Below are 22363 nucleotides of genomic sequence, written 5' to 3' on the forward strand. Positions count from 1 at the left end.
GCCTTTTTTCCGATTCGTTTTATTCAAGCCCCCAGGAGATCAGCGATGCCTAGCCGTCGTGAGCGTGCCAACGCCATTCGTGCCCTCAGCATGGATGCCGTGCAAAAAGCCAACAGCGGCCATCCCGGTGCCCCGATGGGTATGGCGGATATCGCCGAAGTACTTTGGCGCGACTACCTCAAGCACAACCCGAGCAATCCATCGTTCGCTGACCGTGACCGCTTCGTGCTGTCCAACGGCCACGGCTCGATGTTGATCTATTCGCTGCTGCACCTGACCGGTTACGACCTGTCGATTGACGACCTCAAGCGGTTCCGTCAACTGCACAGCCGCACGCCGGGCCACCCGGAACTCGGTTACACCCCGGGTGTTGAAACCACCACCGGCCCGTTGGGTCAGGGTCTGGCCAATGCCGTGGGCTTCGCTCTGGCAGAAAAAGTCATGGGCGCGCAGTTCAACCGTCCTGGCCACAACATCGTCGACCACCACACCTATGTGTTCCTGGGTGATGGCTGCATGATGGAAGGCATTTCCCACGAAGTCGCTTCCCTGGCCGGTACTCTGGGTCTGGGCAAGCTGATCGCTTTCTACGATGACAACGGCATCTCCATCGACGGCGAAGTCGAAGGCTGGTTCACCGATGACACCCCGAAGCGCTTCGAAGCCTACAACTGGCAAGTGATCCGCAACGTTGACGGTCACGACCCGGAAGAGATCAAGACCGCCATCGAGACCGCGCGCAAGAGCGCACAGCCGACCCTGATCTGCTGCAAGACCACCATCGGTTTCGGTTCGCCGAACAAGCAGGGTAAAGAAGACTGCCACGGCGCCCCGCTGGGTGACGCGGAAATCGCTCTGACCCGTCAGGCGCTGAACTGGAACCACGGCCCGTTCGAAATCCCGGCCGACATCTATGCCGAGTGGGATGCCAAGGAAAGCGGTCGCGCTGTAGAAGCCGAGTGGGATCAGCGTTTCGCCGCTTACTCCGCCGCGTTCCCGACCGAAGCCAACGAACTGATCCGTCGTCTGAGCGGTGAGTTGCCGGCCGACTTCTCCGAAAAAGCCGCGGCTTACATCGCTGATGTCGCTGCCAAAGGCGAAACCATCGCCAGCCGTAAAGCCAGCCAGAACGCCCTGAACGCGTTCGGCCCGCTGCTGCCGGAAATGCTCGGCGGTTCGGCTGACCTCGCCGGTTCCAACCTGACCCTATGGAAAGGTTGCAAAGGCGTCAACGCTGAAGATGCCAGCGGCAACTACATGTACTACGGCGTGCGCGAATTCGGCATGACCGCAATCATGAACGGCGTGGCTCTGCACGGCGGTCTGGTGCCTTACGGCGCAACCTTCCTGATGTTCATGGAATACGCGCGCAACGCTGTGCGTATGTCGGCGCTGATGAAGCAGCGTGTGATCCACGTCTACACCCACGACTCGATCGGTCTGGGCGAAGACGGCCCGACGCACCAGCCAATCGAGCAACTGACCAGCCTGCGCACCACGCCAAACCTCGACACCTGGCGTCCAGCCGATGCGGTTGAATCGGCAGTGGCCTGGAAACACGCCCTGGAGCGCAAGGACGGCCCGTCGGCGCTGATCTTCTCGCGTCAGAACCTGCAGCACCAAACCCGTGATGCCGGGCAGATCGCCGACATCGAGCGTGGCGGTTACGTGTTGAAGGATTGCGCAGGCGAGCCTGAGCTGATCCTGATCGCTACCGGTTCGGAAGTCGGCCTGGCGGTTCAAGCCTTCGACAAACTGACCGAGCAGGGCCGCAAGGTGCGTGTGGTTTCCATGCCTTGCACCAGCGCGTTCGATGCTCAGGACGCTGGCTACAAGCAAGCCGTTCTGCCATTGCAGGTCAGCGCACGTATCGCGATCGAAGCGGCGCACGCCGACTTCTGGTTCAAGTACGTGGGTCTGGAAGGTCGCGTGATCGGCATGACCACCTACGGCGAATCGGCTCCGGCTTCGGCGTTGTTCGAAGAATTCGGCTTCACCCTGGAAAACATCCTCGGTCAGGCTGAAGAACTGCTGGAAGACTAAGGCAACGCGGTGACCTAAGGGTCACCGCAATCCCCTGTGGGAGCTGGCTTGCCAGCGATAGGGCCATCAGCTTCAACATAAATGTTGCCTGAACGGACGCTATCGCTGGCAAGCCAGCTCCCACAAGGGTTGTGTTGCAACAAACATTGCGTCTGCCTGCGTACTATCGAGAACCCCATGCCTCAACCGCGTCCCTACAAAGTTGCACTCAACGGCTACGGCCGGATTGGTCGTTGCGTCTTGCGTGCGTTGTTCGAGCGAGGGGCGAGTGCCGGGTTTGAAATTGTCGCAATCAATGATCTGGCCGACATGGCCAGCATTGAATACCTGACACGCTTCGACTCCACCCATGGCCGGTTTCCCGGCGAAGTGCGGATCGACGGTGATTGTCTGCATATTAATGGCGACTGCGTGAAGGTCCTGCGCAGTGCCACCCCCGAAGGCATCGATTGGGCGTCACTGGGCGTCGATCTGGTGCTCGAGTGTTCCGGTGCCTATAACACTCGTGAAGACGGCCAGCGTTTCCTCGACGCCGGCGCGCCGCGGGTGTTGTTCTCGCAGCCGATGGCCAGCGAGGCGGATGTCGACGCCACCATCGTCTACGGCGTCAATCAGGATTGCCTGACTGGCGACGAGCTGCTGGTTTCCAATGCTTCCTGCACCACTAACTGCGGCGTGCCGCTGTTGCGCTTGCTCGATCAGGCGATCGGTCTGGATTACGTGTCGATCACCACGATTCACTCGGCGATGAACGATCAGCCGGTGATCGATGCTTATCACCACGAAGACCTGCGCCGCACGCGTTCGGCGTTCCAGTCGGTGATCCCAGTGTCCACTGGTCTGGCGCGCGGCATCGAACGCCTGCTGCCGGAACTTGCCGGGCGAATTCAGGCCAAAGCCGTGCGCGTGCCGACGGTCAACGTGTCCTGCCTCGACATCACGATGCAGACCGCGAGCGACACCGACGCCAGCGAGGTCAACCGGATCCTGCGCGATGCCGCCACCAGCGGCCCGCTCAAGGGGCTGCTGGCTTACACCGAGCTTCCCCATGCAAGCTGCGATTTCAATCATGACCCACATTCGGCCATCGTCGATGCCAGTCAGACCCGCGTTTCCGGCCCTCGGCTGGTGAACATACTGGCCTGGTTCGACAACGAATGGGGTTTTGCCAACCGAATGCTGGACGTTGCAGATCACTATCTGCAAACAGCGATTTCAAAAAAACCTGCTCTCTAAGAACAGCTATTTCAGGAAGTGCGACCCATGACCGTGTTGAAGATGTCCGACCTCGATCTGCAAGGTAAGCGCGTATTGATCCGCGAAGACCTCAACGTCCCAGTCAAGGACGGTGTTGTCACCAGCGACGCGCGCATCCTGGCTTCGCTGCCGACCATCAAGCTGGCCCTGGAAAAAGGCGCGGCGGTGATGGTCTGCTCGCACCTTGGCCGTCCGACCGAAGGCGAATTCTCTGCCGAGAACAGCCTCAAGCCAGTCGCTGACTACCTGAGCAAGGCGCTGGGTCGCGAAGTGCCGCTGGTGGCTGATTACCTCGGCGGCGTTGACGTCAAGGCCGGCGACATCGTGCTGTTCGAAAACGTGCGCTTCAACAAGGGCGAGAAAAAGAACGCTGACGAACTGGCCCAGCAATACGCTGCCCTGTGCGACGTGTTCGTGATGGATGCTTTCGGCACCGCGCATCGCGCTGAAGGTTCGACGCATGGCGTGGCCAAGTTCGCCAAAGTCGCTGCCGCCGGCCCGCTGCTGGCTGCTGAGCTGGACGCATTGGGTAAGGCATTGGGCGCTCCGGCGCAACCGATGGCTGCCATCGTTGCCGGTTCCAAGGTTTCGACCAAACTCGACGTACTAAACAGCCTGAGCCAGATCTGCAATCAACTGATCGTCGGCGGCGGCATCGCCAACACCTTCCTCGCTGCTGCCGGTCACCCGGTCGGCAAGTCGCTGTACGAGCCGGACCTGCTCGACACCGCTCGCGCCATCGCCGCCAAAGTCAGCGTGCCGCTGCCAGTCGACGTGGTTGTCGCCAAGGAATTCGCTGAGAGCGCCGAAGCCACGGTCAAGCTGATCGCCGACGTCGCTGCCGACGACATGATTCTGGACATCGGCCCGCAGACCGCTGCCAACTTCGCCGAACTGCTGAAGTCGTCGAAAACCATCCTGTGGAATGGCCCGGTCGGCGTGTTCGAATTCGATCAGTTCGGCAACGGCACCAAAGTGCTGGCCGAAGCCATCGCCGAGAGCGATGCGTTCTCGATTGCTGGCGGTGGCGACACCCTGGCGGCCATCGATAAATATGGCGTTGCAGAAAAGATCTCCTACATTTCCACCGGCGGTGGCGCATTCCTCGAATTCGTCGAAGGCAAAGTGCTGCCGGCCGTTGAAGTCCTGGAAAGCCGGGCCAAGGCCTGAGGCCGCCCGTTTGGCCAGGCAAAGGAGTGTTTACATGGTCAAGTCGTTAGCGCTGTTGTTGCTGACCGGAACGCTGGCGGCCTGCGGGAGCAATCCCAAGGCCGAGCCGACCGCGGCACCCGGCAAACCGGATAAAGGCTGCTACCAGGCCGACTGGCAGGCCGAAACCAACCCGGTGCTGAACAAGCGCTCGGGGCCGGACGGTCTGGAAAAATACGAGACGCAAACCCCGGCCAAGGAACATGGTTGTCCTTGACCGGTCTGACTCTTTACTCAAGGCCGGCGGCGTGCGCTGCCGGTCGAGGAACACCGATGAAAGGCTTGATCGCCGTAGCGGCGTTGGCAATGTTGGGTGGCTGCGCGCAGTGGAACCCGTTCCTGTCCTCCGCACCTGCGGATAACTGGACCACCTGGACCTGCGACAGCCAGGCCAAAGTGCTCTGGCGCTTCACGGATGCCGGGCGCAAGGAAGTCGACGTGCGGCTCGGCGGCGCCGATCAGGTCTATCGCCTGAAAGAACAGCCGGGCGCCTCGGGTACGCTGTACAGCGACGACATGCTGGCGTTTCACATCAAAGGTGAAGAAGGCCTGGCGTACTGGGTCGCCACCAATGATCTGATCGGCCGTGGCTGCAAAGCCGAGTAGCTCCAACAGATTTACGGATGATGCCTTTTTGTGGCGAGGGAGCTTGCTCCCGCTGGAGTGCGAAGCGGTCCCAAGCTTTTAACGACTGCTTCGCAGCCGAGCGCGAGCAAGCTCGCTCGCCACAGGTTGAGTCACATACAAGATTTTGCTTTATCGAATCACCGGGCCGGGCCTCGACCCCCGATCCGCAATCACTTGAATAGCCGCCGCCGCTCCGGCAGGCTGGCACGATTAACGACCCAAACCGGGAGAGACACACACAATGGCACTTATCAGCATGCGCCAGATGCTGGACCACGCAGCCGAGTTCGGCTACGGCGTTCCAGCCTTCAACGTCAACAACCTTGAGCAGATGCGCGCCATCATGGAAGCCGCTGACAAGACTGACTCCCCGGTGATCGTCCAGGCTTCGGCCGGCGCCCGCAAATACGCCGGCGCGCCATTCCTGCGTCACCTGATCCTCGCGGCGATCGAAGAATTCCCGCACATCCCGGTGTGCATGCACCAGGACCACGGCACCAGCCCTGACGTCTGCCAACGCTCGATCCAACTGGGCTTCAGCTCGGTGATGATGGACGGCTCGCTGGGCGAAGACGGCAAGACCCCGACCGACTACGACTACAACGTCCGCGTTACCCAACAAACCGTAGCCCTGGCTCACGCCTGCGGCGTTTCGGTAGAAGGCGAGCTGGGCTGCCTGGGTTCGCTGGAAACCGGTATGGCCGGTGAAGAAGACGGCATCGGCGCAGAAGGCGTTCTCGATCACAGCCAAATGCTCACCGACCCGGAAGAAGCCGCTGACTTCGTCAAACGCACCCAGGTCGACGCCCTGGCCATCGCCATCGGCACCAGCCACGGCGCCTACAAATTCACCAAGCCACCTACCGGCGACGTGCTGGCCATCGACCGCATCAAGGAAATTCACAAACGCATCCCGAACACCCACTTGGTGATGCACGGTTCCTCGTCGGTGCCACAAGAGTGGCTGGCAATCATCAACCAGTACGGCGGCGACATCAAAGAAACCTACGGCGTACCGGTTGAAGAAATCGTCGAAGGCATCAAGCACGGCGTACGCAAGGTCAACATCGACACCGACCTGCGCCTGGCATCCACCGGCGCCATGCGTCGCCTGATGGCCACCAACCCAAGCGAATTCGACCCGCGTAAATTCTTCGGCGCGACCGTGACCGCGATGCGTGATGTGTGTATCGCTCGCTACGAAGCTTTCGGTACTGCGGGTAATGCTTCGAAGATCAAACCGATCTCGCTGGAAGCGATGTATCAGCGTTATCTGAAGGGTGAGTTGAACGCCAAGGTCAATTGAGACTGGGTGTTTAGCTGATTTGAAAGAAACCCGCCGAGAGGCGGGTTTTTTGTGTTGTTTAACGTAATCCCAGTTTAAGTCTGCATGATATTTCTAGTGCTAATAAAAGATAACCTCTCGACCATAGTTTTGAGGTTGTGTCAGCGCTGCTAGTTGCTCAAATTTATCGGGAGCCGAATTGGATATATAGATTGGTGGAAAAGACGAGTGCTGCTCATTCTGCGGTGAGACGCTGACTTCTATTGAATTGTCGTCATAAATCGTTGTTTCAACAATTGCTGCGCCACTTGTAGTCACTGAAATTGATGTAGTAGGTTTTTTTCGTGAATACGCGCACACTCGGCCTTGATATTGACGCAATTTGATATTCGGATCTTCAAGCTTGAATAGTGCATAGGTTCTTTGGCCCCACACGCTTGCTTCAGTAGAATCGGTAGGGCCCTCTTTGAGTTTGAGATTTACGTCTTTTTGATGAATGGTTTCGATCGAGCCCTTGGGGGTTTTGATTGTGAGGTGTGGTGCTTCTATTTTCAGTATTTCGGCATTGTCATACAAGGTTCCATTTACCGTTAAATCTGCAAAATCTCCTACGCCTAATACAAGGAAATCTCTGCATTGGGAAAATACTTGGGCCATGATAATCACGCTCGAAGGTGGTTGGTAGGTCTGCTCGTAGCAGTTGTTTGTTCAAGATAGCAATGACGAACGTTATAAAAGATTCGCCTTTCTGGATATTTGCAAGTTCTGATTTTTAGCGCTTTTCGTCGTTGATACAACTGTCAGATCTGACAGGTTTTTATGTCGATTTGTTACTGAGGCTATATCGAATTATCAGGTGGCCGGAAAAGCACCGGCGGATTTTTCTGTTTGGATGACGCGAATATATTCAAAGATCACGAATTGACCTGTTACTTCAACTCAACTTTATCCAGTGCCTGATTCACCGCCAATTCTCCAAGCATCACCAGTTGAGCAATCCCCAACGCGGTTTTACGGTGAGCGGGATCAAGCACGGCGGCGAAGTTGTTGAGCATTTCGCTGGCGGATCCGAGGGTTTCGCTGGCGTTGGCCAGCAGGGATTCGGTGTTGTAGGCGGGGTTGGCGAGGTACATGGTTTCGGGTTCGTTGACCGTGGCCATGATGCGCGCGCCGGGGCATAGGTAGTGATCGAGGGCGCGGTCGGCGGCTTGGTTGAGTTTTTTTGAATCGAGAGATTCGTAGGGGGAGGCCGGGTCTGTTGCCGGCGGGTGTGGCGTTGATTTAGTCATTTGCTCGAAACCTGATTGGAGTGCCCCCCTTTGGCTACTAATCAAAGTGGAGGCAACTGTACGCAGGTTAGTAGACCGGGGTTTCGAGCAAGCCGGCGCACCCGAAGGTGCCCTGCGCACAGTCGCCATCGAGTGCAGGAATCGAAATTCCTGACTGACAGATGCTTGTGCATCAAGCTTGAAACCACGGGCTACTAAACCCGATCACTGCGAATCAGTGACCCGAATCAAGTTACCGATGGCCCTCCAGGCGCACAAGCCGGCGGATTCTGGCGTAGTGGTAGGTAATGGCGCAAGGCGTTGTAGGCTGAATGACGTAACGCTGAGTGTCTTTAAACAGCAGGGTAAACAGCGACGGGATTGGCCTAATGATGAGCCTGTGGCTAGGGGATAAATCCCCTAGCCACAGGTTTGGCGCAAACAAGGGCGCAACAACGTGACAGATTTATTTTTGGGACTGGCCGCCATTAAATAAATCTGTCCCCAATGTTAATGTTCTGGCCCCCAATGTTCTCTGCTGCAACACAGCTGGGCATACTGAATTCAATACTCGATGACGACACAACCGTCAGACCCTGCGCTGGCATTTTGGCCTTTTTGGCCTGTTTGTGAACTTGAATTGATAATGCCACCTTCACCGCCGCGGCCACCGTGGCCTCCGCCACACGCGGTATCAGCAGGTGCGCCTCCAGGTCCAGGTATTTCACTGCCACCGGATCCGTTATTGCCGCTATTTTGACCTTTCCCGCCCCAGTTTAAAGTGCATCCGGAGGCGTAAGGGGCGCCGCCGTCACCACCAACTCCTGCGGTGTTGCCAGTCGGGGATCGACCTTTGCCCCCGCCCCCTCCTCCCTTTCCCCCGTTTGCGGAGTATCTGGTGGGAATAAAAACTCCACCCCGATTTCCGCGTGTTGTTTCAACACCGGTTCGCTCTCCTTCTTGACCTCCTGCTCCGTCGCCGTCTAGAGCACCACCATGTCCCGGAATTCCTCCAGCTCCCACGCTAACTTGAAGCTCGTCACCTTCATTGACGCCTATAGCACAACTAACACTAGAGCCGCCGCCGCCGCCCCCACCCCCCGCGCCACGCGAATTCAATGCAAGTCCATCATGGGCGCCACCACCACCGCCTCCACCACCTCCTGCACCAACGAGCGTGAACTTTATTCCAGTAACTCCCTGAGGTACGGTAAAAATTTCAAACGAATGCTGGCTGTAAATTACAGTACTGGCGAGAGCAGGATAAGCGCACGCTGAGAGTATTCCAGTGCCTAAAGCCATCGCTAATTTCAAGTTTTGCATAGTTTAACTCCTGATTTGTGTGCTTTTTTACTGTACGAGGAACGGTATGCATCCGAGGTACAGGTTGAAGCTCCGGAGCACAGTTTCCAACTGTCAGAAATGATAGTTGTTTATATCAATTATGAATATTAAATGTCGTGTATCTGCGATTCGTGGATTGAAGGGGTTCTTGGTTCTTGGCTCTTGGGGGAAGGAAGTAGGAGATACGAGAGAGGAGAGAGGAGATACATCCGAAATCTACGACGGGATGCGTGACAACACGTTTCGATGAATTGCGCTTGTGATATTTGAAGTTGATATATAGAACTGTCAAATGTTACAGGTGCAGTTGCTCTGGCTTTTGCGCATATTTGAATAGTTAAGTCCTGCGCATTCTCGTGTATGACGTGGAAATTTAAGATGAGACGCATGCAATCCATATTGATTTATAACGTTGAAACGATGATTGAAAAGGGAGATAAGTTAGATTCCATGCTCAAGAATGGAGGCGCTGGAAGTGGTACATTGATTTCGACAGACTTTGATGCCGCCGCTTTTTGTTATTGCAATGAACATGAGAAGCGGTGGGAATCACTACATTCATCCTTTTATCCTTCGCTTTCTTTACTAAACCCGATGACTGCGAATCAGTGACCCGAATCAAGTTACCGATGGCCCTCCAGGCGCACAAGCCGGCGGACTCTGGCTTAGTGGTAGGTAATGGCGCAAGGCGTTGTAGGCTGGAGGACGTAACGCCGCGTGTCTTTAAACAACTGGCTAAACAGCGACGGGATTGGGCTGGTAATCATGAACCTGTGGCGAGGGAGCTTGCTCCCGCTGGGGCGCGAAGCGGCCCTGAAAGATGGGCCTGCTGCGCAGTTCAGCGGGAGCAAGCTCCCTCGCCACAGGGTTCGGTGACCTGACGATTTATTTGTCGTGGTCGATGTCGAGCTTGCTGAAGGTCACCTGCCCACCCTCACTCGTGTATCCGGTGTTGTCCTGCACATAAACGCCAGCCTTGAAGTACAACGGTTTATTCCTCCACGTCGCGCTGATCTGCGAATCCCACTGATACCCCGCCGCGCTGATGCCTAGTGCGCCACCCGGGCTCAGGTGAATCAGGTAGTTGAACTCGCGGTCCATTTTGATCCCGGTCGCCAGGGTGATGACGCGACTTTCATCGTCGTCCGGGTGCATACGCACTTTGATGACGAGGTTGCCGGTTTCGGTCTTGGTTTTGTACTGGTACTCAAGCTTGACCATCGGTTTCTGGCTTTCATACGCATGAATCTGGCCGATGACGATCTTGCCTGAGCTGGGGACTTTGTTGACCGTCAGGGTCGCGCGCAGCGAGTTATCGGCGTCCGGATAGAGCCAGTTGCGCAAGGTGCCGTTGCTGTAGGTTTCGCGCAGTTCGGTGCGGGGGTAGATGGCGTTTTCGGTTTTCGAGCCTGTCACCGGGGACCAGAAAAACAAGGTGCCGGTGTCTGAATGGAAGTATTGATTCTTGAAGCCTTTGACCAGTTTGGAGGTTTCGACGGTGTAGGGCGGGCTGCCAACGGGAACGCTGAGGTTCCAGGTTGCGAGATCGATCATGTCGTGTGTTCCATTCTGTTTTCACTGCACGCGCGTACCAGAAGCTCTAGCACGCGGGTTTTGGGGGCGGCCTTTATAAACGTAGAAGATTTTTTTGTTAACGCCCGTCCGGCAGATGATTGGCGCCAAACTCCTGTCGAAATGCCATCTGTCCCGGTTTACGGGGGCTGTGGCGGTGACCGTTAGTCGGCTAACCGTGGCTGGGGGCAAATGATGGCTTGATGACAGCTATTGCTTTGAGCGATCCCGGACTAGAGTGGACGCTCAGTACGTGTACGGTTTTTAACCGCGAAACCGCCTGAAGTCCCGACAAGAGAAGCAGCATGGAATGCGCGCAAAACCCGCCAGTTGAAGGCAGCTCTGTCCTTTTGATCGTTGATGATTACCCCGAAAATCTGACCAGCATGCGCGCGTTGTTGCAGCGCCAGGACTGGCAGGTGTTGACGGCTGCCTCGGGTTTCGAGGCGCTGAGTCTGTTGCTTGAACATGAAGTCGATCTGGTGCTGCTGGACGTGCAAATGCCGGGCATGGACGGTTACGAAGTCGCGCGGTTGATGCGCGGCAGCCAGCGCACGCGACTCACGCCAATCATCTTCCTCACCGCCAACGAGCAATCCCAGGACGCCGTAATCAAGGGCTACGCCAGTGGCGCGGTGGATTACCTGTTCAAACCCTTCGACCCGCAGATCCTCAAGCCCAAGGTGCAGGCGTTGCTGGAACACCAGCGCAATCGCCGTGCGTTGCAGCGTTTGAGTCATGACCTGGAAATCGCCCGCGCGTTTAATGCCTCGGTGCTGAATAACGCGGCCGAAGGCATTCTGGTGCTCGGCGAGGACGGTTTGATCCGCTTCGCCAATCCGGCTATTTCGCGGCTGTTGAATGCGCCGGTGAAGGAGCTGGAAGGTAAGGAATTTCTCGATTACTTACAGAAGCCGCACATCGCCGAGTGGGCTGATTCCGAGTTTTACGCCACTTACCAATCCGGCCAGACCTTGCGTCTGCACGATGCGCTGCTGCGAACCGCCCCCGGCCAGCAAGTGCCGGTGGCGCTGTCTTGCGCAGCGCTGCCGGCCGAGCAACAGGCGATGGTGGTGACGGTGCTCGACATGTCGGTGGTGCGCCATCTGCATCAGCAACTTGAGTTTCAAGCAGTGACTGATCCGCTGACCGGGCTGCTCAATCGGCGCGGTTTTTATCAGACTGTCGAGAATTTGCTGCTGCGCGGCGAGCGCGCGGACAGCAGTTGGGTGCTGATGTACCTCGACCTCGACGGCTTCAAACGGGTCAACGATTCCCTCGGCCACGATGCCGGCGACCGGGTGCTGCGCTGGGTGTCCGAGCAGTTGAAGGCGTGCCTGCGACCGTTCGACATTCTCGCGCGCATGGGCGGTGATGAATTTACTGCGCTGCTGGATCTGGAGTTTCCCGAGCAGGCGGCGAAGATTGCCGAAAAGCTCATCGAACGGGTGTCGATCTGTCAGCAGATCGAAGGCATGGACATCGCCCTTGGCGCCAGTATCGGCATCGCCACTTACCCGGATTGCGGCAATAACCTCGACGGGCTGATGCGCGCATCTGACATCGCCATGTACGAGGCCAAGCGCGCCGGGCGTCAGCAATATCGCTTCTACGATCACGAAATGAACGGCCGGGCGCGCTCGCGCTTGATGCTCGAAGAGAGTGTGCGCAACGCCATCGAGAATCGTGATTTCAATCTGGTTTATCAGCCGCAGGTGGCCATCGCCGATGGGCGGATCCGTGGTTTCGAGGCGTTGTTGCGCTGGCAGCATCCGAGCGTTGGTGATGTACCGCCGGGGTTGTTCTTGCCGTTGCTGGAGGAGGCGACGCTGATCAGTCGGCTCGGCAGCTGGATTTATCATCGCAGCGCCGGCCAGCGCAAGGCGTGGGAAGGGCAGTTCGCGGATGATCTGGTGCTCGGCGTGAGCCTGAGCAACACCCAGTTCGGCATGCCGAATCTGGTTACCGAACTACGTCAGGTGCTGGAGCGGCATGGCTTGCAGCCGCATCAGATGGAAGTCGAAGTGACCGAGGAAGCGCTGACGATCAATGCGGACGAAACGCGCAAGCAATTGCGGCTTTTGCGCAATCTCGGGGTGCGGGTGGCGCTGGACGATTTCGGCTCGGGCGCCTGTTCACTGGCGCATTTACGCGATCTGGAGCTGGACACGCTGAAGCTGGATCGACACTTGATCGCCAAGTTACCCGACTCGACCCGCGACGCTTCGCTGGTGCGCAGCGTGCTTGAACTGTGCAAGGAATACGGTTTGCTGGTGATTGCTGAAGGCGTGGAAACCGTCGAGCAACTTCAGTGGCTGCAGGCCCACGGCTGCGAATATGTTCAGGGCTTCCTGGTGGCTCGACCGCTGATCGCCGAGGACGCCGTGCGCTTTGCCCAGCCGTTCGAGTGGAGCGCGTTGGCCGATTGAATTCGCTACACTGGCGACCTTTTCCTGAGCCGTGTCTGCCCGCCCGATGACTGCGTTGAAATACCTCCAGGCCTATCCCGCGAATTTGCAGGATCAGGTGCGCCAATTGATTGCCGAAGAACGCCTCGGTGATTACCTGAGCCAATGCTATCCGGATCGCCACGACGTGCAGAGCGACAAGGCGTTGTATGGCTACGCGCTGGACTTGAAGCAGGAATACCTGCGCAATGCGCCGTCCATCGACAAGGTGCTGTTCGACAACCGCCTCGACCTGACCCACCGCGCGCTCGGCTTGCACACCACGGTGTCGCGAGTGCAGGGCGGCAAGCTCAAGGCCAAGAAAGAGATCCGCATCGCCTCGCTGTTCAAGGAGGCCGCGCCACAGTTTCTGAAAATGATCGTGGTGCATGAGCTGGCGCACTTCAAAGAGTCGGATCACAACAAGGCGTTCTACAAATTGTGTGAACACATGCTGCCGGGGTATCACCAGATCGAGTTTGATCTGCGCGTGTACCTGACGTGGCGGGATATGCAGTGAACGATCAAGAGGATTCATGCATGGACGTGAGCAAGACCAAGAGCAGCTTTTACCGGCGCCTGTATGTGGCGTATCTGATCGACAGCGGTCTGGCCTGCAGCGTGCCGGCGCTGACCGAAGTCACAGGCATGCCCCGGCGTACGGCGCAGGACACGATTGCGGCGCTGGCGGATCTGGATATTGTTTGCGAGTTCGAGCAGGAAGAGGGCGGGCGTAACCATGCCGGAGGTTATCGAATTCGTGAGTGGGGCGCGATTGATCGGGGCTGGATCGAGCGCAATCTGCGGCAGGTGAAGGCGGTATTGGGGTATCCCTGAGTTGCGTGTTCGCCTTGAGATTGTTTGCCCTCACCCCAGCCCTCTCCCAGAGGTAGAGGGGGCCTATTGGGGGATATTGGGGAGAGATGCCGACGTGCACCGGCGCTGGTGAATCCATAATCGCCAAGCTTTTTCAGGTCGATGTTTAGCGCAAGACACCTCGGTCAGTCCCCTCTCCCTCCGGGAGAGGGCTAGGGTGAGGGGCTTTTCAGGAACGCCGCATACCTATATGCGGAATATCATCCTCAAGGTATTCCTCACCCGCGACAACAAACCCGTACCGCCCGTAATACCCCTGCAAATGCGCCTGCGCTGAAAGATAGATCGGCACCTGCGGCCAATGCTTATCCGCCTGCTTCAGCGCCTGTTCCATCATTTCATGTCCCAAACCTTTGCCACGCCCGGCAGGCGCCGTCAGCACCCGCCCGATCACCACGTCGCCTCCCTGGGATTCCGGATCGAGCAGGCGCAGGTAAGCCATCAACTGGTCATCCTCCCAACCCATCAGGTGATAGGTATCGCCGTCCAGGTCCTGGCCGTCGAGGTCCGGGTAAGCGCATTTCTGTTCGACGACAAACACTTCCGACCGCAGCTTCAACAGTGCATATAGCTGCTCCTTGCCCAGATCGCTGTGATGTTTGCAAACCCACTCGATTGTCATCTTCTGATTCCTTGAACTGTGTCGCCCGATACTAAGCGCCGCGACGAATTCTGTCTGTATGGCGCATTAATCTGTGACGAAGGCCAAAATGCCATCATTCCTTTTCCGCGCCGCTGACATCTTTGTGTAATCTGCTGGGAAGCGCTGTGCGATGGCTTCAATGAGCTAACGTTAGGGCCTGGGATTTGCCGGAAAAGGGGTCTTGGGGTTTTGACTGGAAAGCACGCCGGGCTGCCCGCCCGCTAAGGATTTTCAAGCATGCCGCGATTGCATCAAGCCTTTGCTTTGGTCGGGTTGCTGTTGCTGGGTCAAAGCGCTGCAGCAGAGAAACTGCGGCTGGTGTTCGACGTCTGGCCACCGTTTACCGATGACACGCTGGTCAATGGCGGCGTGGCCACCGATATCGTCAGCACTGCACTGGCGCGTGCCGGCTATGCCAGCGGTTACGAACAAGTGCCGTGGGCGCGGGCGTTGCTCGGTGTTGGTGAGGGGCGTTATGACGTGCTGGTCAACGCGTGGTACAACGACGACCGCAAAAAGCTCGGGCAGTTTTCCGGTGAGTATCTGCTCAACCGCATTCGTTTCATCAAGCGCAAAGACGCGCCTATCGAATACAACAATCTTCAAGAGCTGCACACTTATCCGATTGCGGTAGTGCGCGGTTACGCCTATTCGCCGCCGTTCGATGCCGACAGCGCATTGCAGAAAGTCCCGGTGCATAACTTCGCCATGGCAGTGCGCATGCTCGCGGCGGATCGGGTCAAGCTGACGCTGGAAGACGAGTTCGTCGCGCGCTATTACCTGGCGCGCGAATCATCGAAAGTGCGCAATTCCGTGGAGTTTCTGCCCAAGCCGCTGAGCGAGAACAGCCTGCATATTCTCGTCAGCCTGAAGAACCCGCAGCATGCGCAGATCGTCGCCGGGTTTGATCGGGCGATTGCGGCAATGAAGGCTGATGGCAGTTATGACAAGTTACTCAGGCAGCATGGGATGTAAGGGTTGATCCAATATTTTCGGTGGGGCTGATGGCCCAATCGCTGGCAAGCCAGCTCCCACAGGTTTCGCGGTGTACATAAATCCTGTGGGAGCAGCGATTGGGCCAGTCCGGCCGACTCAAGTCTCGCTGGTGTCCTTGATCAGATGCGCCGCCAGGGTGCGCAACGGCCCGAGCTGGCGGCAGATCAGCGCCAGTTGGGTTTGCACCAGCCGCTGGCCTTCATCGATCTCATCGGGCATTTGCTCCAGCTCATTGGCCAGCGCTTCCTCTTCATCACTCTGAATCGCAATCGGCTGCTTGCTCGCCAGCCCCTGCGCGATCTCATCAATGCTCGCCGCCAGACTCACGCCCGCGCCATCGATCAGATGCTCGCGTACATCCGGCGGTAGCGGAGTGTCGCGGTGCGCACCGAGGCCCGAGAGATAGCTGAGCAACGTGTGCGACAGCACCAGAAAGCGGAAACCCACATCGGCTTCTTTGCGGAAATGCCCCGGCTCCATGAGCATGTTGGCCAGCGTAGTCGAAAGCGCCGCATCGGCGTTGTGCGCGTTGCGGCGGGCCAGACGATAGGCGAGGTCATCGCTCTTGCCGGCAGCGTATTGCTGCATGATCTGCCGCAGATAGATGCTGTTGCAGGTCAGGGTGTTGGCCAGCACTTTGTTCAGGCGTCGACCCTGCCAGTCCGGCAGAAACAGAAATACCGCAAGGCCGGCGATCAAACTGCCGAGCAAGGTATCGAACAACCGTGGCAGGAACAGTCCATAACCGTCGCCGACCTGGTTGAAGCAGAACAACACCATGATCGTGATCGCGGCCGTCGCCAGCGTGTAGCGCGTGGTGCGGTTGGTAAAGAACACCACTCCGGCGGCGATGGCGAAACATGACTGCACCAGCGGACTCGGGAACAGATCGAACAGTGCCCACGCCACGGTCAGGCCGATAGCGGTGCCGAAAATCCGCTGACCGAGCTTGCGCCGCGTCGCGCCATAGTTCGGCTGGCAGACAAACAGCGTGGTGAGAATGATCCAGTAACCCTGCGACGGGTGAATCAGATGCACCATGCCGTAGCCGATACTCAACGCCAGCGGCAGGCGCAGGGCATGGCGGAACAGCAGCGAAGTCGGTGTCAGTTGTGTGCGCAGACGAATCCACACGTCTTTGAAATTGCGCGGCGAGCGGTCGAGCAGGCTGCTGTCGGTAGCGTCCGCGAGTGCATCGGGATTGCTCGCGTCGCTGAGCAAACGGTCGAGGGTGCCGAGGTTGGCCGCCAGTGCGCGCAGCGAGCGCAGTAAGCCGCGCCATGCCGGGTTGCTCTGGATGCGCAAGTGTTCGAGGGAGGCGTGCAGGTCGTTGAGGGCTTCGGCAAAACTGGCGTCGTAGATGAATGGCTGGCGCATCTGGATCGATTCGGCCAGCGCCCGGCAGGCCTTGCCTTGCTGGCGCAGCAGGCGCTGGCAGCGGAACAACACGTCGCTGTGGAAAAACGCATCGGCCAGCGCGTTGTAAGGATAGTGCGAGGAACTGGCGCGCTCGTGAATGTCCTGCGCGAGGAAGTACAGCTTCAGGTAGCGACTGACTTTCGAGCCGGGACGACCATTGCCGACCCGGTGCAGAATGATTTCCTTGGCGCTGTTCAGCGCCGCCACGACGCGGCCGTTTTGCTGCGCCAACTCGAGTCGCCGGGCTTCGACGTCCATCTGCCGGATCGGTTCGAACAGTGCGGATTTCAACTTCAGGTAAAAACCCAATTCACGGAACAACCGCGCCAGACTCTGCTGCACCGGCTGATTGGAAAACATCGCCTGCCACAGCACCGAAAGCAAGCCGTACCACGCGGCGCCGGCCACCAGCAGCATCGGTTCGTGCCAGAAATCGGTGACCGCACCGCCGCGCTGATCCACGCCGATCATCGTGTAGACAGACAGAATCAAGGTTGCCGAAGCGATCGCACCATAACGCTCGCCGAGTGCACCGAGCATGGTCAGGCCGAAGCTTGCCAGCGCCAGCGCAATGGCGAAAACGATGGGGTAGGGGAAAAGCAATTCCACCGACAATGCGGCGACGCTGAAACACACCAGCGTTACGGCCAAGGCGTTGAGGCGGCCCTGCCAACTGTCGTCGGTTTCGGCCAGGGCGCTGGCGATAATCCCGAGGAACAGCGGGATCAGCAGCCCCATTTCGTCCTGATACCAACACAGCGCCATGCTGCCGGTCAGGGCGATGAACACCCGCACGCTATAGCTGAATTTATCCAGCGCCCACAGGCGCCGCAAAGACTGACGAAACGAGGTCGAGGACATGAAGTGCGAAGGCCTTCCGAGGCGATGCCGCTAAATTGAGCCAGTAATGACGCCGACGCAATGGCGCCGATCACATCTGACAGCAAAAAATGTTCCTTCCAGCTTCTGTGCCTAACTCAATTCCTGAAATCAACAAAGAACACTGTGGGAGCTGGCTTGCCAGCGATGAGGCCGGCACATCCAACATCGTTGCTGACTGTCAGACCGCCATCGCTGGCAAGCCAGCTCCCACAGGGATTGCATTTCACATTTTGAGAATGGTGTCAGACGTACTGCGCCGCTGCGTAACCGGAGGCCCAAGCCCACTGGAAGTTGAAGCCGCCCAGATGCCCGGTGACGTCGAGCACTTCGCCGACAAAATACAGGCCCGGGCTTTTCAGCGATTCCATGGTTTTCGACGACACTTCACGCGTGTCCACGCCGCCCAGCGTGACCTCGGCCGTGCGATAACCTTCGGTGCCGGCCGGGACGACTTTCCAGCTCCCCAGCTTCTCGGCGATCTCCGCCAGTTCAGCGTGGGTGTACTGTTTCATCGGCTTGGACACGAACCAGTTGTCCGCCAGCAGGTTGGCCATCTTCTTGGTGAAAATCTCGCCGAGCAGGGTTTTCAGTTCGCTGTTCGGGCGCTCGGCGGTTTGCTGTTGCAGCCAGCTCGCGGCATCGTGATCGGGCAGCAAGTTGATCTCGACCGTGTCGCCAGATTCCCAGAACGAGGAAATCTGCAAAATCGCCGGGCCGCTGAGACCACGATGCGTGAACAGGATGTTCTCGCGAAAACTCTGATCGTTGCAGCTGACCAGACAATCCACCGAGGTGCCGGATAATTCGGTGCACAGCTCTTTCAACTGGTCGGTGATGGTGAACGGCACCAGCCCGGCGCGGGTCGGCAGCAATTCATGGCCGAACTGTTTGGCGACCTGATAACCGAAGCCAGTAGCGCCCAGCGTCGGGATCGACAGTCCGCCGGTGGCGATCACCAGCGACTGGCACTGGATCTGCCCGAGGGTGGTGTCGAGCAGGTAACCACCCTCGACTTTCTCGATGGTCTGAATCGAGGTGTCGAGGTGCAGGCTGACGCCGACCTGATCGCACTCGGTGAGGAGCATTTCGAGGATGTCGCTGGATTTGTTATCGCAGAACAACTGGCCGAGTTTTTTCTCGTGGTAGGGCACGCCGTGTTTGGCGACCATGCCGATGAAATCCCACTGGGTGTAACGCGCCAGCGCGGATTTGCAGAAATGCGTGTTGTGCGAGAGGAAATTGCTCGGCTCGGTGTACATGTTGGTGAAATTGCAGCGCCCACCGCCGGACATCAGGATTTTCTTGCCGGCCTTGTTCGCATGATCGAGCAGCAACACCTGACGCCCACGCCCGGCGGCGGTCAATGCACACATCAAACCTGCGGCGCCAGCGCCAATGATCACGACTTCGGTAGAGCGCAAAACGGTGTCCTCAAATTTCACTAAACAGACCAGGGAAGGCTTTTGTGGCGAGGGAGCTTGCTCCCGCTCGGCTGCGCAGCAGTCGTAAACCTGGAATCACGGAGTGACTGGCAGATTGAGGGGGCCGCTTCGCAGCCCAGCGGGAGCAAGCTCCCTCGCCACAGGTTCAACCGAATACAGTCAGAGGATGCGGACGCGCAGCGAGCGGCCTTTGATCTTGCCGTCGTTCAGGCGCTGCAACGCCTGCATCGCAACGGTGCGTTCAACCGCCACATAGGCCTGGAAGTCGAAGATCGCGATCTTGCCAACCTGTGCGCCCGGAATCCCGGCGTCGCCAGTCAGAGCACCGAGAATGTCGCCCGGACGCACTTTGTCTTTACGGCCGCCACCAATGCACAGCGTGCTCATCGGCGGCTGCAGCGGGGCGCCGCCCTGTGATTTCAGGTTATCGACCTGATCCCAGTTCAGCGGGGATTTCTGCAGTTGTTCGATGGCTTGCGCGCGGTGCGCTTCCGACGGCGCGACCAGGCTGATCGCGATGCCTTTTTCGCCCGCACGACCGGTACGGCCAACGCGGTGAATGTGGATTTCCGAGTCGCGGGCCAGTTCGACGTTGAGCACCATGTCCAGCGAATCGATGTCCAGACCACGCGCGGCGACGTCGGTGGCGACCAGTACCGAAGTACTGCGGTTGGCGAACATCGCCAGCACCTGGTCGCGGTCACGCTGCTCCAGATCGCCGTGCAGGCCGACGGCGGAAATGCCTTTGGAGGTCAGGTGATCAACGGTTTCCTGCACTTGCTGCTTGGTGAAGCAGAACGCCACGCAAGACGCCGGACGGAAGTGGTGCAGAACTTTGGTCACCACGCTCATGCGCTCTTCCGGGGTGATCTCGTAGAAACGCTGCTCGATCTGCGTGTCATCGTGGAACGCTTCGGCTTTAACCGTTTGCGGGTCACGCATGAACTTCGAGGCAAGTTGCTTGATGCCCACCGGGTAGGTCGCGGAGAACAGCAACGTCTGACGGCGCGAAGGCGTCTTCTCGATGATGTCTTCGATGGCGTCGTAGAAACCCATGTCGAGCATGCGGTCGGCTTCGTCAAGGATCAGCGTGTTCAGGCCGTCAAGCACCAGCGAACCCTTGCGCAAGTGTTGCTGGATACGCCCTGGGGTGCCGACGATGATGTGCGCGCCGTGCTCCAGCGAAGCGATCTGCGGGCCGAAAGACACGCCGCCGCACAGGGTCAGAATCTTGATGTTGTCTTCGGCACGGGCAAGACGACGGATTTCCTTGGCGACCTGGTCTGCCAGTTCGCGCGTCGGGCAGATCACCAGTGCCTGGCAACCGAAGTAGCGCGGATTGATCGGGTTCAGCAGACCGATACCGAACGCAGCGGTCTTGCCGCTGCCGGTCTTGGCCTGGGCGATCAGGTCCATCCCTTTGAGGATCACCGGCAAGCTCTGCGCCTGGATTGGCGTCATCTGGGCATAACCGAGAGATTCGAGGTTAGCCAGCATGGCGGCGGACAGCGGCAGAGTATTAAAAGCGGTGGCGATGGTGGTCACGGGACTGGCCTGCAAAACAAAATGTCGCGCAGTATACCAGCCCGGTGGCCATTCGCCCTAAGGCTCGATGTGTTCTTCCGGACGTTTGACCCGCCGTCCGTCATTCTTCGACAGCTGCGAGAAGATCGTGGCGGCGAGCATCGCCATGATGCCAACGGTGACGAACGTGAGCTGAAAGGCGCCCAACACGGTGTCAACGCCGTCGTTGCCGACCTCGGCGGTGAAGCCGCCGAGCAATGCGCCGGCGCAGGCGACGCCGAGGCTCAACGACAGTTGCGCGACCACCGATAACAAGCTGTTGCCGCTGCTGGCGCTGGCGTCGTCGAGGTCGATCAGGGTCACGGTGTTCATTGCGGTGAATTGCAGCGAATTGATCGCGCCGAGAACTGCCAGCAGGCACAGCAGCAGCCAGTAAGGCGTCTGCTCGCTGACCAGGCCCATGCTCGCCAGCATGATCCCCAGCAGCAACGTGTTGACGGTGAGGATGGTGCGGTATCCGAAACGCTCGATCAGCGGCCGCGCCACGGATTTGGCGAACATCGCCGCAGCGGCCAGCGGCAACATGCTCATCCCCGCTTGCGACGGCGAATAGCCCAGTGCCACTTGCAGCAGCAACGGCACCAGAAACGGCAGGGCGCCGCTGCCCAAACGGGCGAACAGGTTGCCGAGAATGCCGACGGCAAACGTGCGGGTTTTGAACAAAGAAGGCGCGAACAGCGGATTTTCAATGTGCCCGGCACGCAACCAATACGCCGCCAGACAAGCCATGCCGCCGAACAGCAGCAACATCACCCGCAGGTGCGGCAGATGCAGTTCGCCGAGGCCTTCCATGGCGATGGTGATCAGCACCATCGCCGCGCCGAACAGCAGGAAACCCAAACTATCGAAGCGCGTGCGCTCGGTGCCGCGCAGGTCGGGAATGAATTTCCACACCGCGTAGCAACCGATCGCGCCGACCGGCAGGTTGATCAGGAATATCCAGTGCCACGTCAGGTACTCGACCATCCAGCCGCCCATGGTCGGGCCGATCAGCGGGCCGAGCAGGCCGGGGATGGTGATGAACCCCATGATCCGCACCAGTTCCGAGCGCGGGTAGGCGCGCAGCACCACCAAACGCCCGACCGGCAGCATCAGTGCGCCGCCCAAACCTTGAATGACACGGGCGCCGATCAGCATGCTCAGGCTGCTGGAAAGCGCGCAAAGCAGCGAGCCGATGCTGAACAGCAGAATCGCGCCGAAAAAGATTTTCTTGGTGCCGAAGCGATCAGCGATCCAGCCTGAGGCCGGGATCAGTAGTGCGACCGTGAGCATGTACGCGATGATCACGCCCTGCATGCGCAGCGGATCTTCAGCGAGATCACGGGCCATGGCCGGCAGGGCGGTGTTGAGAATGGTCCCGTCGAGGGACTGCATGAAGAACGCAATGGCGACGACCCACGGCAACCAGCGGGCGGTGATGGCGTCGAGAGGCAGGCGGTTGGGCATGGAACCTCTGAGAAAGTGAATCA

The 22363-nt window shown here is 58.5% G+C and carries 20 protein-coding genes; 11 read left to right on the top strand and 9 right to left on the bottom strand.

Features of this window, described 5'->3' with window-relative positions; all coding sequences use genetic code 11:
- Positions 1–45: 45 nt before the first annotated feature.
- From tkt to fba, 6 genes are all read left to right on the top strand, one after another.
- Entirely contained in the window at positions 46–2043 is a 1998-nt protein-coding gene (gene tkt / locus ACP7EE_RS20175; RefSeq protein WP_426236195.1) for a transketolase, read from the top strand.
- Positions 2044–2220: 177 nt separating this feature from the next.
- Entirely contained in the window at positions 2221–3279 is a 1059-nt protein-coding gene (epd, locus tag ACP7EE_RS20180; RefSeq protein WP_420647318.1) for an erythrose-4-phosphate dehydrogenase, read from the top strand.
- Between the two features lie 27 nt (positions 3280–3306).
- Entirely contained in the window at positions 3307–4470 is a 1164-nt protein-coding gene (locus tag ACP7EE_RS20185; protein ID WP_426236198.1) for a phosphoglycerate kinase, read from the top strand.
- Between the two features lie 34 nt (positions 4471–4504).
- Positions 4505–4726 (top strand): hypothetical protein, encoded by a 222-nt coding sequence (locus ACP7EE_RS20190; protein ID WP_426236200.1) that lies wholly within the window; start codon positions 4505–4507, stop codon positions 4724–4726.
- 56 nt (positions 4727–4782) lie between these two features.
- On the top strand, positions 4783–5115 hold the full coding sequence (locus ACP7EE_RS20195; protein WP_426236202.1) for an MliC family protein: 333 nt from the start codon (positions 4783–4785) through the stop codon (positions 5113–5115).
- Between the two features lie 262 nt (positions 5116–5377).
- Positions 5378–6442, top strand: a complete 1065-nt coding sequence (gene fba, locus ACP7EE_RS20200) for a class II fructose-bisphosphate aldolase (RefSeq protein WP_027617054.1) — start codon at positions 5378–5380, stop codon at positions 6440–6442.
- Positions 6443–6541: 99 nt separating this feature from the next.
- On the opposite strand, the gene ACP7EE_RS20205 is transcribed toward fba, so the two are convergent.
- The 3 genes from ACP7EE_RS20205 to ACP7EE_RS20215 all read right to left on the bottom strand — a co-directional run bounded on the left by ACP7EE_RS20205 (position 6542) and on the right by ACP7EE_RS20215 (position 8417).
- The gene (locus tag ACP7EE_RS20205; protein WP_426236205.1) at positions 6542–7078 is read right to left on the bottom strand and encodes a hypothetical protein; all 537 of its coding nucleotides are present in this window, start codon (positions 7076–7078) and stop codon (positions 6542–6544) included.
- Between the two features lie 272 nt (positions 7079–7350).
- A complete protein-coding gene (locus ACP7EE_RS20210; RefSeq protein ID WP_426236207.1) occupies positions 7351–7710 on the bottom strand; it encodes a DUF6124 family protein in 360 nt (119 codons plus the stop codon).
- Between the two features lie 467 nt (positions 7711–8177).
- Positions 8178–8417 carry a hypothetical protein gene (locus tag ACP7EE_RS20215; RefSeq protein ID WP_426236209.1) on the bottom strand — a complete coding sequence of 80 codons (240 nt, stop codon included), beginning with the start codon at positions 8415–8417 and terminating at the stop codon, positions 8178–8180.
- Between the two features lie 994 nt (positions 8418–9411).
- Here ACP7EE_RS20215 and ACP7EE_RS20220 point away from each other — a divergent pair.
- The gene (locus ACP7EE_RS20220) at positions 9412–9645 is read left to right on the top strand and encodes a hypothetical protein (RefSeq protein ID WP_426236211.1); all 234 of its coding nucleotides are present in this window, start codon (positions 9412–9414) and stop codon (positions 9643–9645) included.
- A gap of 273 nt (positions 9646–9918) precedes the next feature.
- On the opposite strand, the gene ACP7EE_RS20225 is transcribed toward ACP7EE_RS20220, so the two are convergent.
- A complete protein-coding gene (locus ACP7EE_RS20225) occupies positions 9919–10587 on the bottom strand; it encodes a polysaccharide lyase family 7 protein (RefSeq protein WP_420647310.1) in 669 nt (222 codons plus the stop codon).
- A 323-nt stretch (positions 10588–10910) separates the two neighbouring features.
- Between ACP7EE_RS20225 and ACP7EE_RS20230 the strand changes: the two genes are divergently transcribed.
- From ACP7EE_RS20230 to ACP7EE_RS20240, 3 genes are read left to right on the top strand one after another with little or no spacing between them, the layout of a single operon-like run.
- Positions 10911–13034 (top strand): putative bifunctional diguanylate cyclase/phosphodiesterase, encoded by a 2124-nt coding sequence (locus ACP7EE_RS20230; protein WP_426236213.1) that lies wholly within the window; start codon positions 10911–10913, stop codon positions 13032–13034.
- A 46-nt stretch (positions 13035–13080) separates the two neighbouring features.
- Positions 13081–13572, top strand: coding sequence for a M48 family metallopeptidase (locus ACP7EE_RS20235; RefSeq protein ID WP_426236215.1), 492 nt, complete (start codon positions 13081–13083; stop codon positions 13570–13572).
- Between the two features lie 20 nt (positions 13573–13592).
- Entirely contained in the window at positions 13593–13889 is a 297-nt protein-coding gene (locus tag ACP7EE_RS20240) for a winged helix-turn-helix domain-containing protein (RefSeq protein WP_420647307.1), read from the top strand.
- Positions 13890–14097: 208 nt separating this feature from the next.
- On the opposite strand, the gene ACP7EE_RS20245 is transcribed toward ACP7EE_RS20240, so the two are convergent.
- On the bottom strand, positions 14098–14550 hold the full coding sequence (locus ACP7EE_RS20245; protein ID WP_420647306.1) for a GNAT family N-acetyltransferase: 453 nt from the start codon (positions 14548–14550) through the stop codon (positions 14098–14100).
- A gap of 258 nt (positions 14551–14808) precedes the next feature.
- On the opposite strand from ACP7EE_RS20245, the gene ACP7EE_RS20250 reads away from it, so the two are divergent.
- Positions 14809–15546 carry a substrate-binding periplasmic protein gene (locus tag ACP7EE_RS20250; protein ID WP_426236218.1) on the top strand — a complete coding sequence of 246 codons (738 nt, stop codon included), beginning with the start codon at positions 14809–14811 and terminating at the stop codon, positions 15544–15546.
- A 117-nt stretch (positions 15547–15663) separates the two neighbouring features.
- Here ACP7EE_RS20250 and yccS read toward each other — a convergent pair whose 3' ends face one another.
- The 4 genes from yccS to mdtD all read right to left on the bottom strand — a co-directional run bounded on the left by yccS (position 15664) and on the right by mdtD (position 22340).
- Positions 15664–17847, bottom strand: coding sequence for a YccS family putative transporter (gene yccS / locus ACP7EE_RS20255; RefSeq protein ID WP_426236220.1), 2184 nt, complete (start codon positions 17845–17847; stop codon positions 15664–15666).
- 263 nt (positions 17848–18110) lie between these two features.
- On the bottom strand, positions 18111–19289 hold the full coding sequence (locus ACP7EE_RS20260; RefSeq protein ID WP_426236295.1) for an NAD(P)/FAD-dependent oxidoreductase: 1179 nt from the start codon (positions 19287–19289) through the stop codon (positions 18111–18113).
- Between the two features lie 180 nt (positions 19290–19469).
- Positions 19470–20855 carry an ATP-dependent RNA helicase DbpA gene (gene dbpA / locus ACP7EE_RS20265; protein ID WP_426236222.1) on the bottom strand — a complete coding sequence of 462 codons (1386 nt, stop codon included), beginning with the start codon at positions 20853–20855 and terminating at the stop codon, positions 19470–19472.
- Positions 20856–20912: 57 nt separating this feature from the next.
- The gene (gene mdtD, locus ACP7EE_RS20270) at positions 20913–22340 is read right to left on the bottom strand and encodes a multidrug transporter subunit MdtD (RefSeq protein ID WP_426205205.1); all 1428 of its coding nucleotides are present in this window, start codon (positions 22338–22340) and stop codon (positions 20913–20915) included.
- Between the last annotated feature and the right edge of the window lie 23 nt (positions 22341–22363).

Source organism: Pseudomonas sp. TWP3-2, assembly GCF_049897765.1.
GTDB lineage: Bacteria > Pseudomonadota > Gammaproteobacteria > Pseudomonadales > Pseudomonadaceae > Aquipseudomonas.

Bases quoted from the DNA above. Each gene is read 5' to 3' on its own strand.
- tkt (WP_426236195.1), top strand. From the start codon at position 46: ATGCCTAGCCGTCGTGAGCGTGCCAACGCCATTCGTGCCCTCAGCATG.
- epd (WP_420647318.1), top strand. From the start codon at position 2,221: ATGCCTCAACCGCGTCCCTACAAAGTTGCACTCAACGGCTACGGCCGG.
- ACP7EE_RS20185 (WP_426236198.1), top strand. From the start codon at position 3,307: ATGACCGTGTTGAAGATGTCCGACCTCGATCTGCAAGGTAAGCGCGTA.
- ACP7EE_RS20190 (WP_426236200.1), top strand. From the start codon at position 4,505: ATGGTCAAGTCGTTAGCGCTGTTGTTGCTGACCGGAACGCTGGCGGCC.
- ACP7EE_RS20195 (WP_426236202.1), top strand. From the start codon at position 4,783: ATGAAAGGCTTGATCGCCGTAGCGGCGTTGGCAATGTTGGGTGGCTGC.
- fba (WP_027617054.1), top strand. From the start codon at position 5,378: ATGGCACTTATCAGCATGCGCCAGATGCTGGACCACGCAGCCGAGTTC.
- ACP7EE_RS20205 (WP_426236205.1), bottom strand. From the start codon at position 7,078: ATGGCCCAAGTATTTTCCCAATGCAGAGATTTCCTTGTATTAGGCGTA.
- ACP7EE_RS20210 (WP_426236207.1), bottom strand. From the start codon at position 7,710: ATGACTAAATCAACGCCACACCCGCCGGCAACAGACCCGGCCTCCCCC.
- ACP7EE_RS20220 (WP_426236211.1), top strand. From the start codon at position 9,412: ATGAGACGCATGCAATCCATATTGATTTATAACGTTGAAACGATGATT.
- ACP7EE_RS20225 (WP_420647310.1), bottom strand. From the start codon at position 10,587: ATGATCGATCTCGCAACCTGGAACCTCAGCGTTCCCGTTGGCAGCCCG.
- ACP7EE_RS20230 (WP_426236213.1), top strand. From the start codon at position 10,911: ATGGAATGCGCGCAAAACCCGCCAGTTGAAGGCAGCTCTGTCCTTTTG.
- ACP7EE_RS20235 (WP_426236215.1), top strand. From the start codon at position 13,081: ATGACTGCGTTGAAATACCTCCAGGCCTATCCCGCGAATTTGCAGGAT.
- ACP7EE_RS20240 (WP_420647307.1), top strand. From the start codon at position 13,593: ATGGACGTGAGCAAGACCAAGAGCAGCTTTTACCGGCGCCTGTATGTG.
- ACP7EE_RS20245 (WP_420647306.1), bottom strand. From the start codon at position 14,550: ATGACAATCGAGTGGGTTTGCAAACATCACAGCGATCTGGGCAAGGAG.
- ACP7EE_RS20250 (WP_426236218.1), top strand. From the start codon at position 14,809: ATGCCGCGATTGCATCAAGCCTTTGCTTTGGTCGGGTTGCTGTTGCTG.
- yccS (WP_426236220.1), bottom strand. From the start codon at position 17,847: ATGTCCTCGACCTCGTTTCGTCAGTCTTTGCGGCGCCTGTGGGCGCTG.
- mdtD (WP_426205205.1), bottom strand. From the start codon at position 22,340: ATGCCCAACCGCCTGCCTCTCGACGCCATCACCGCCCGCTGGTTGCCG.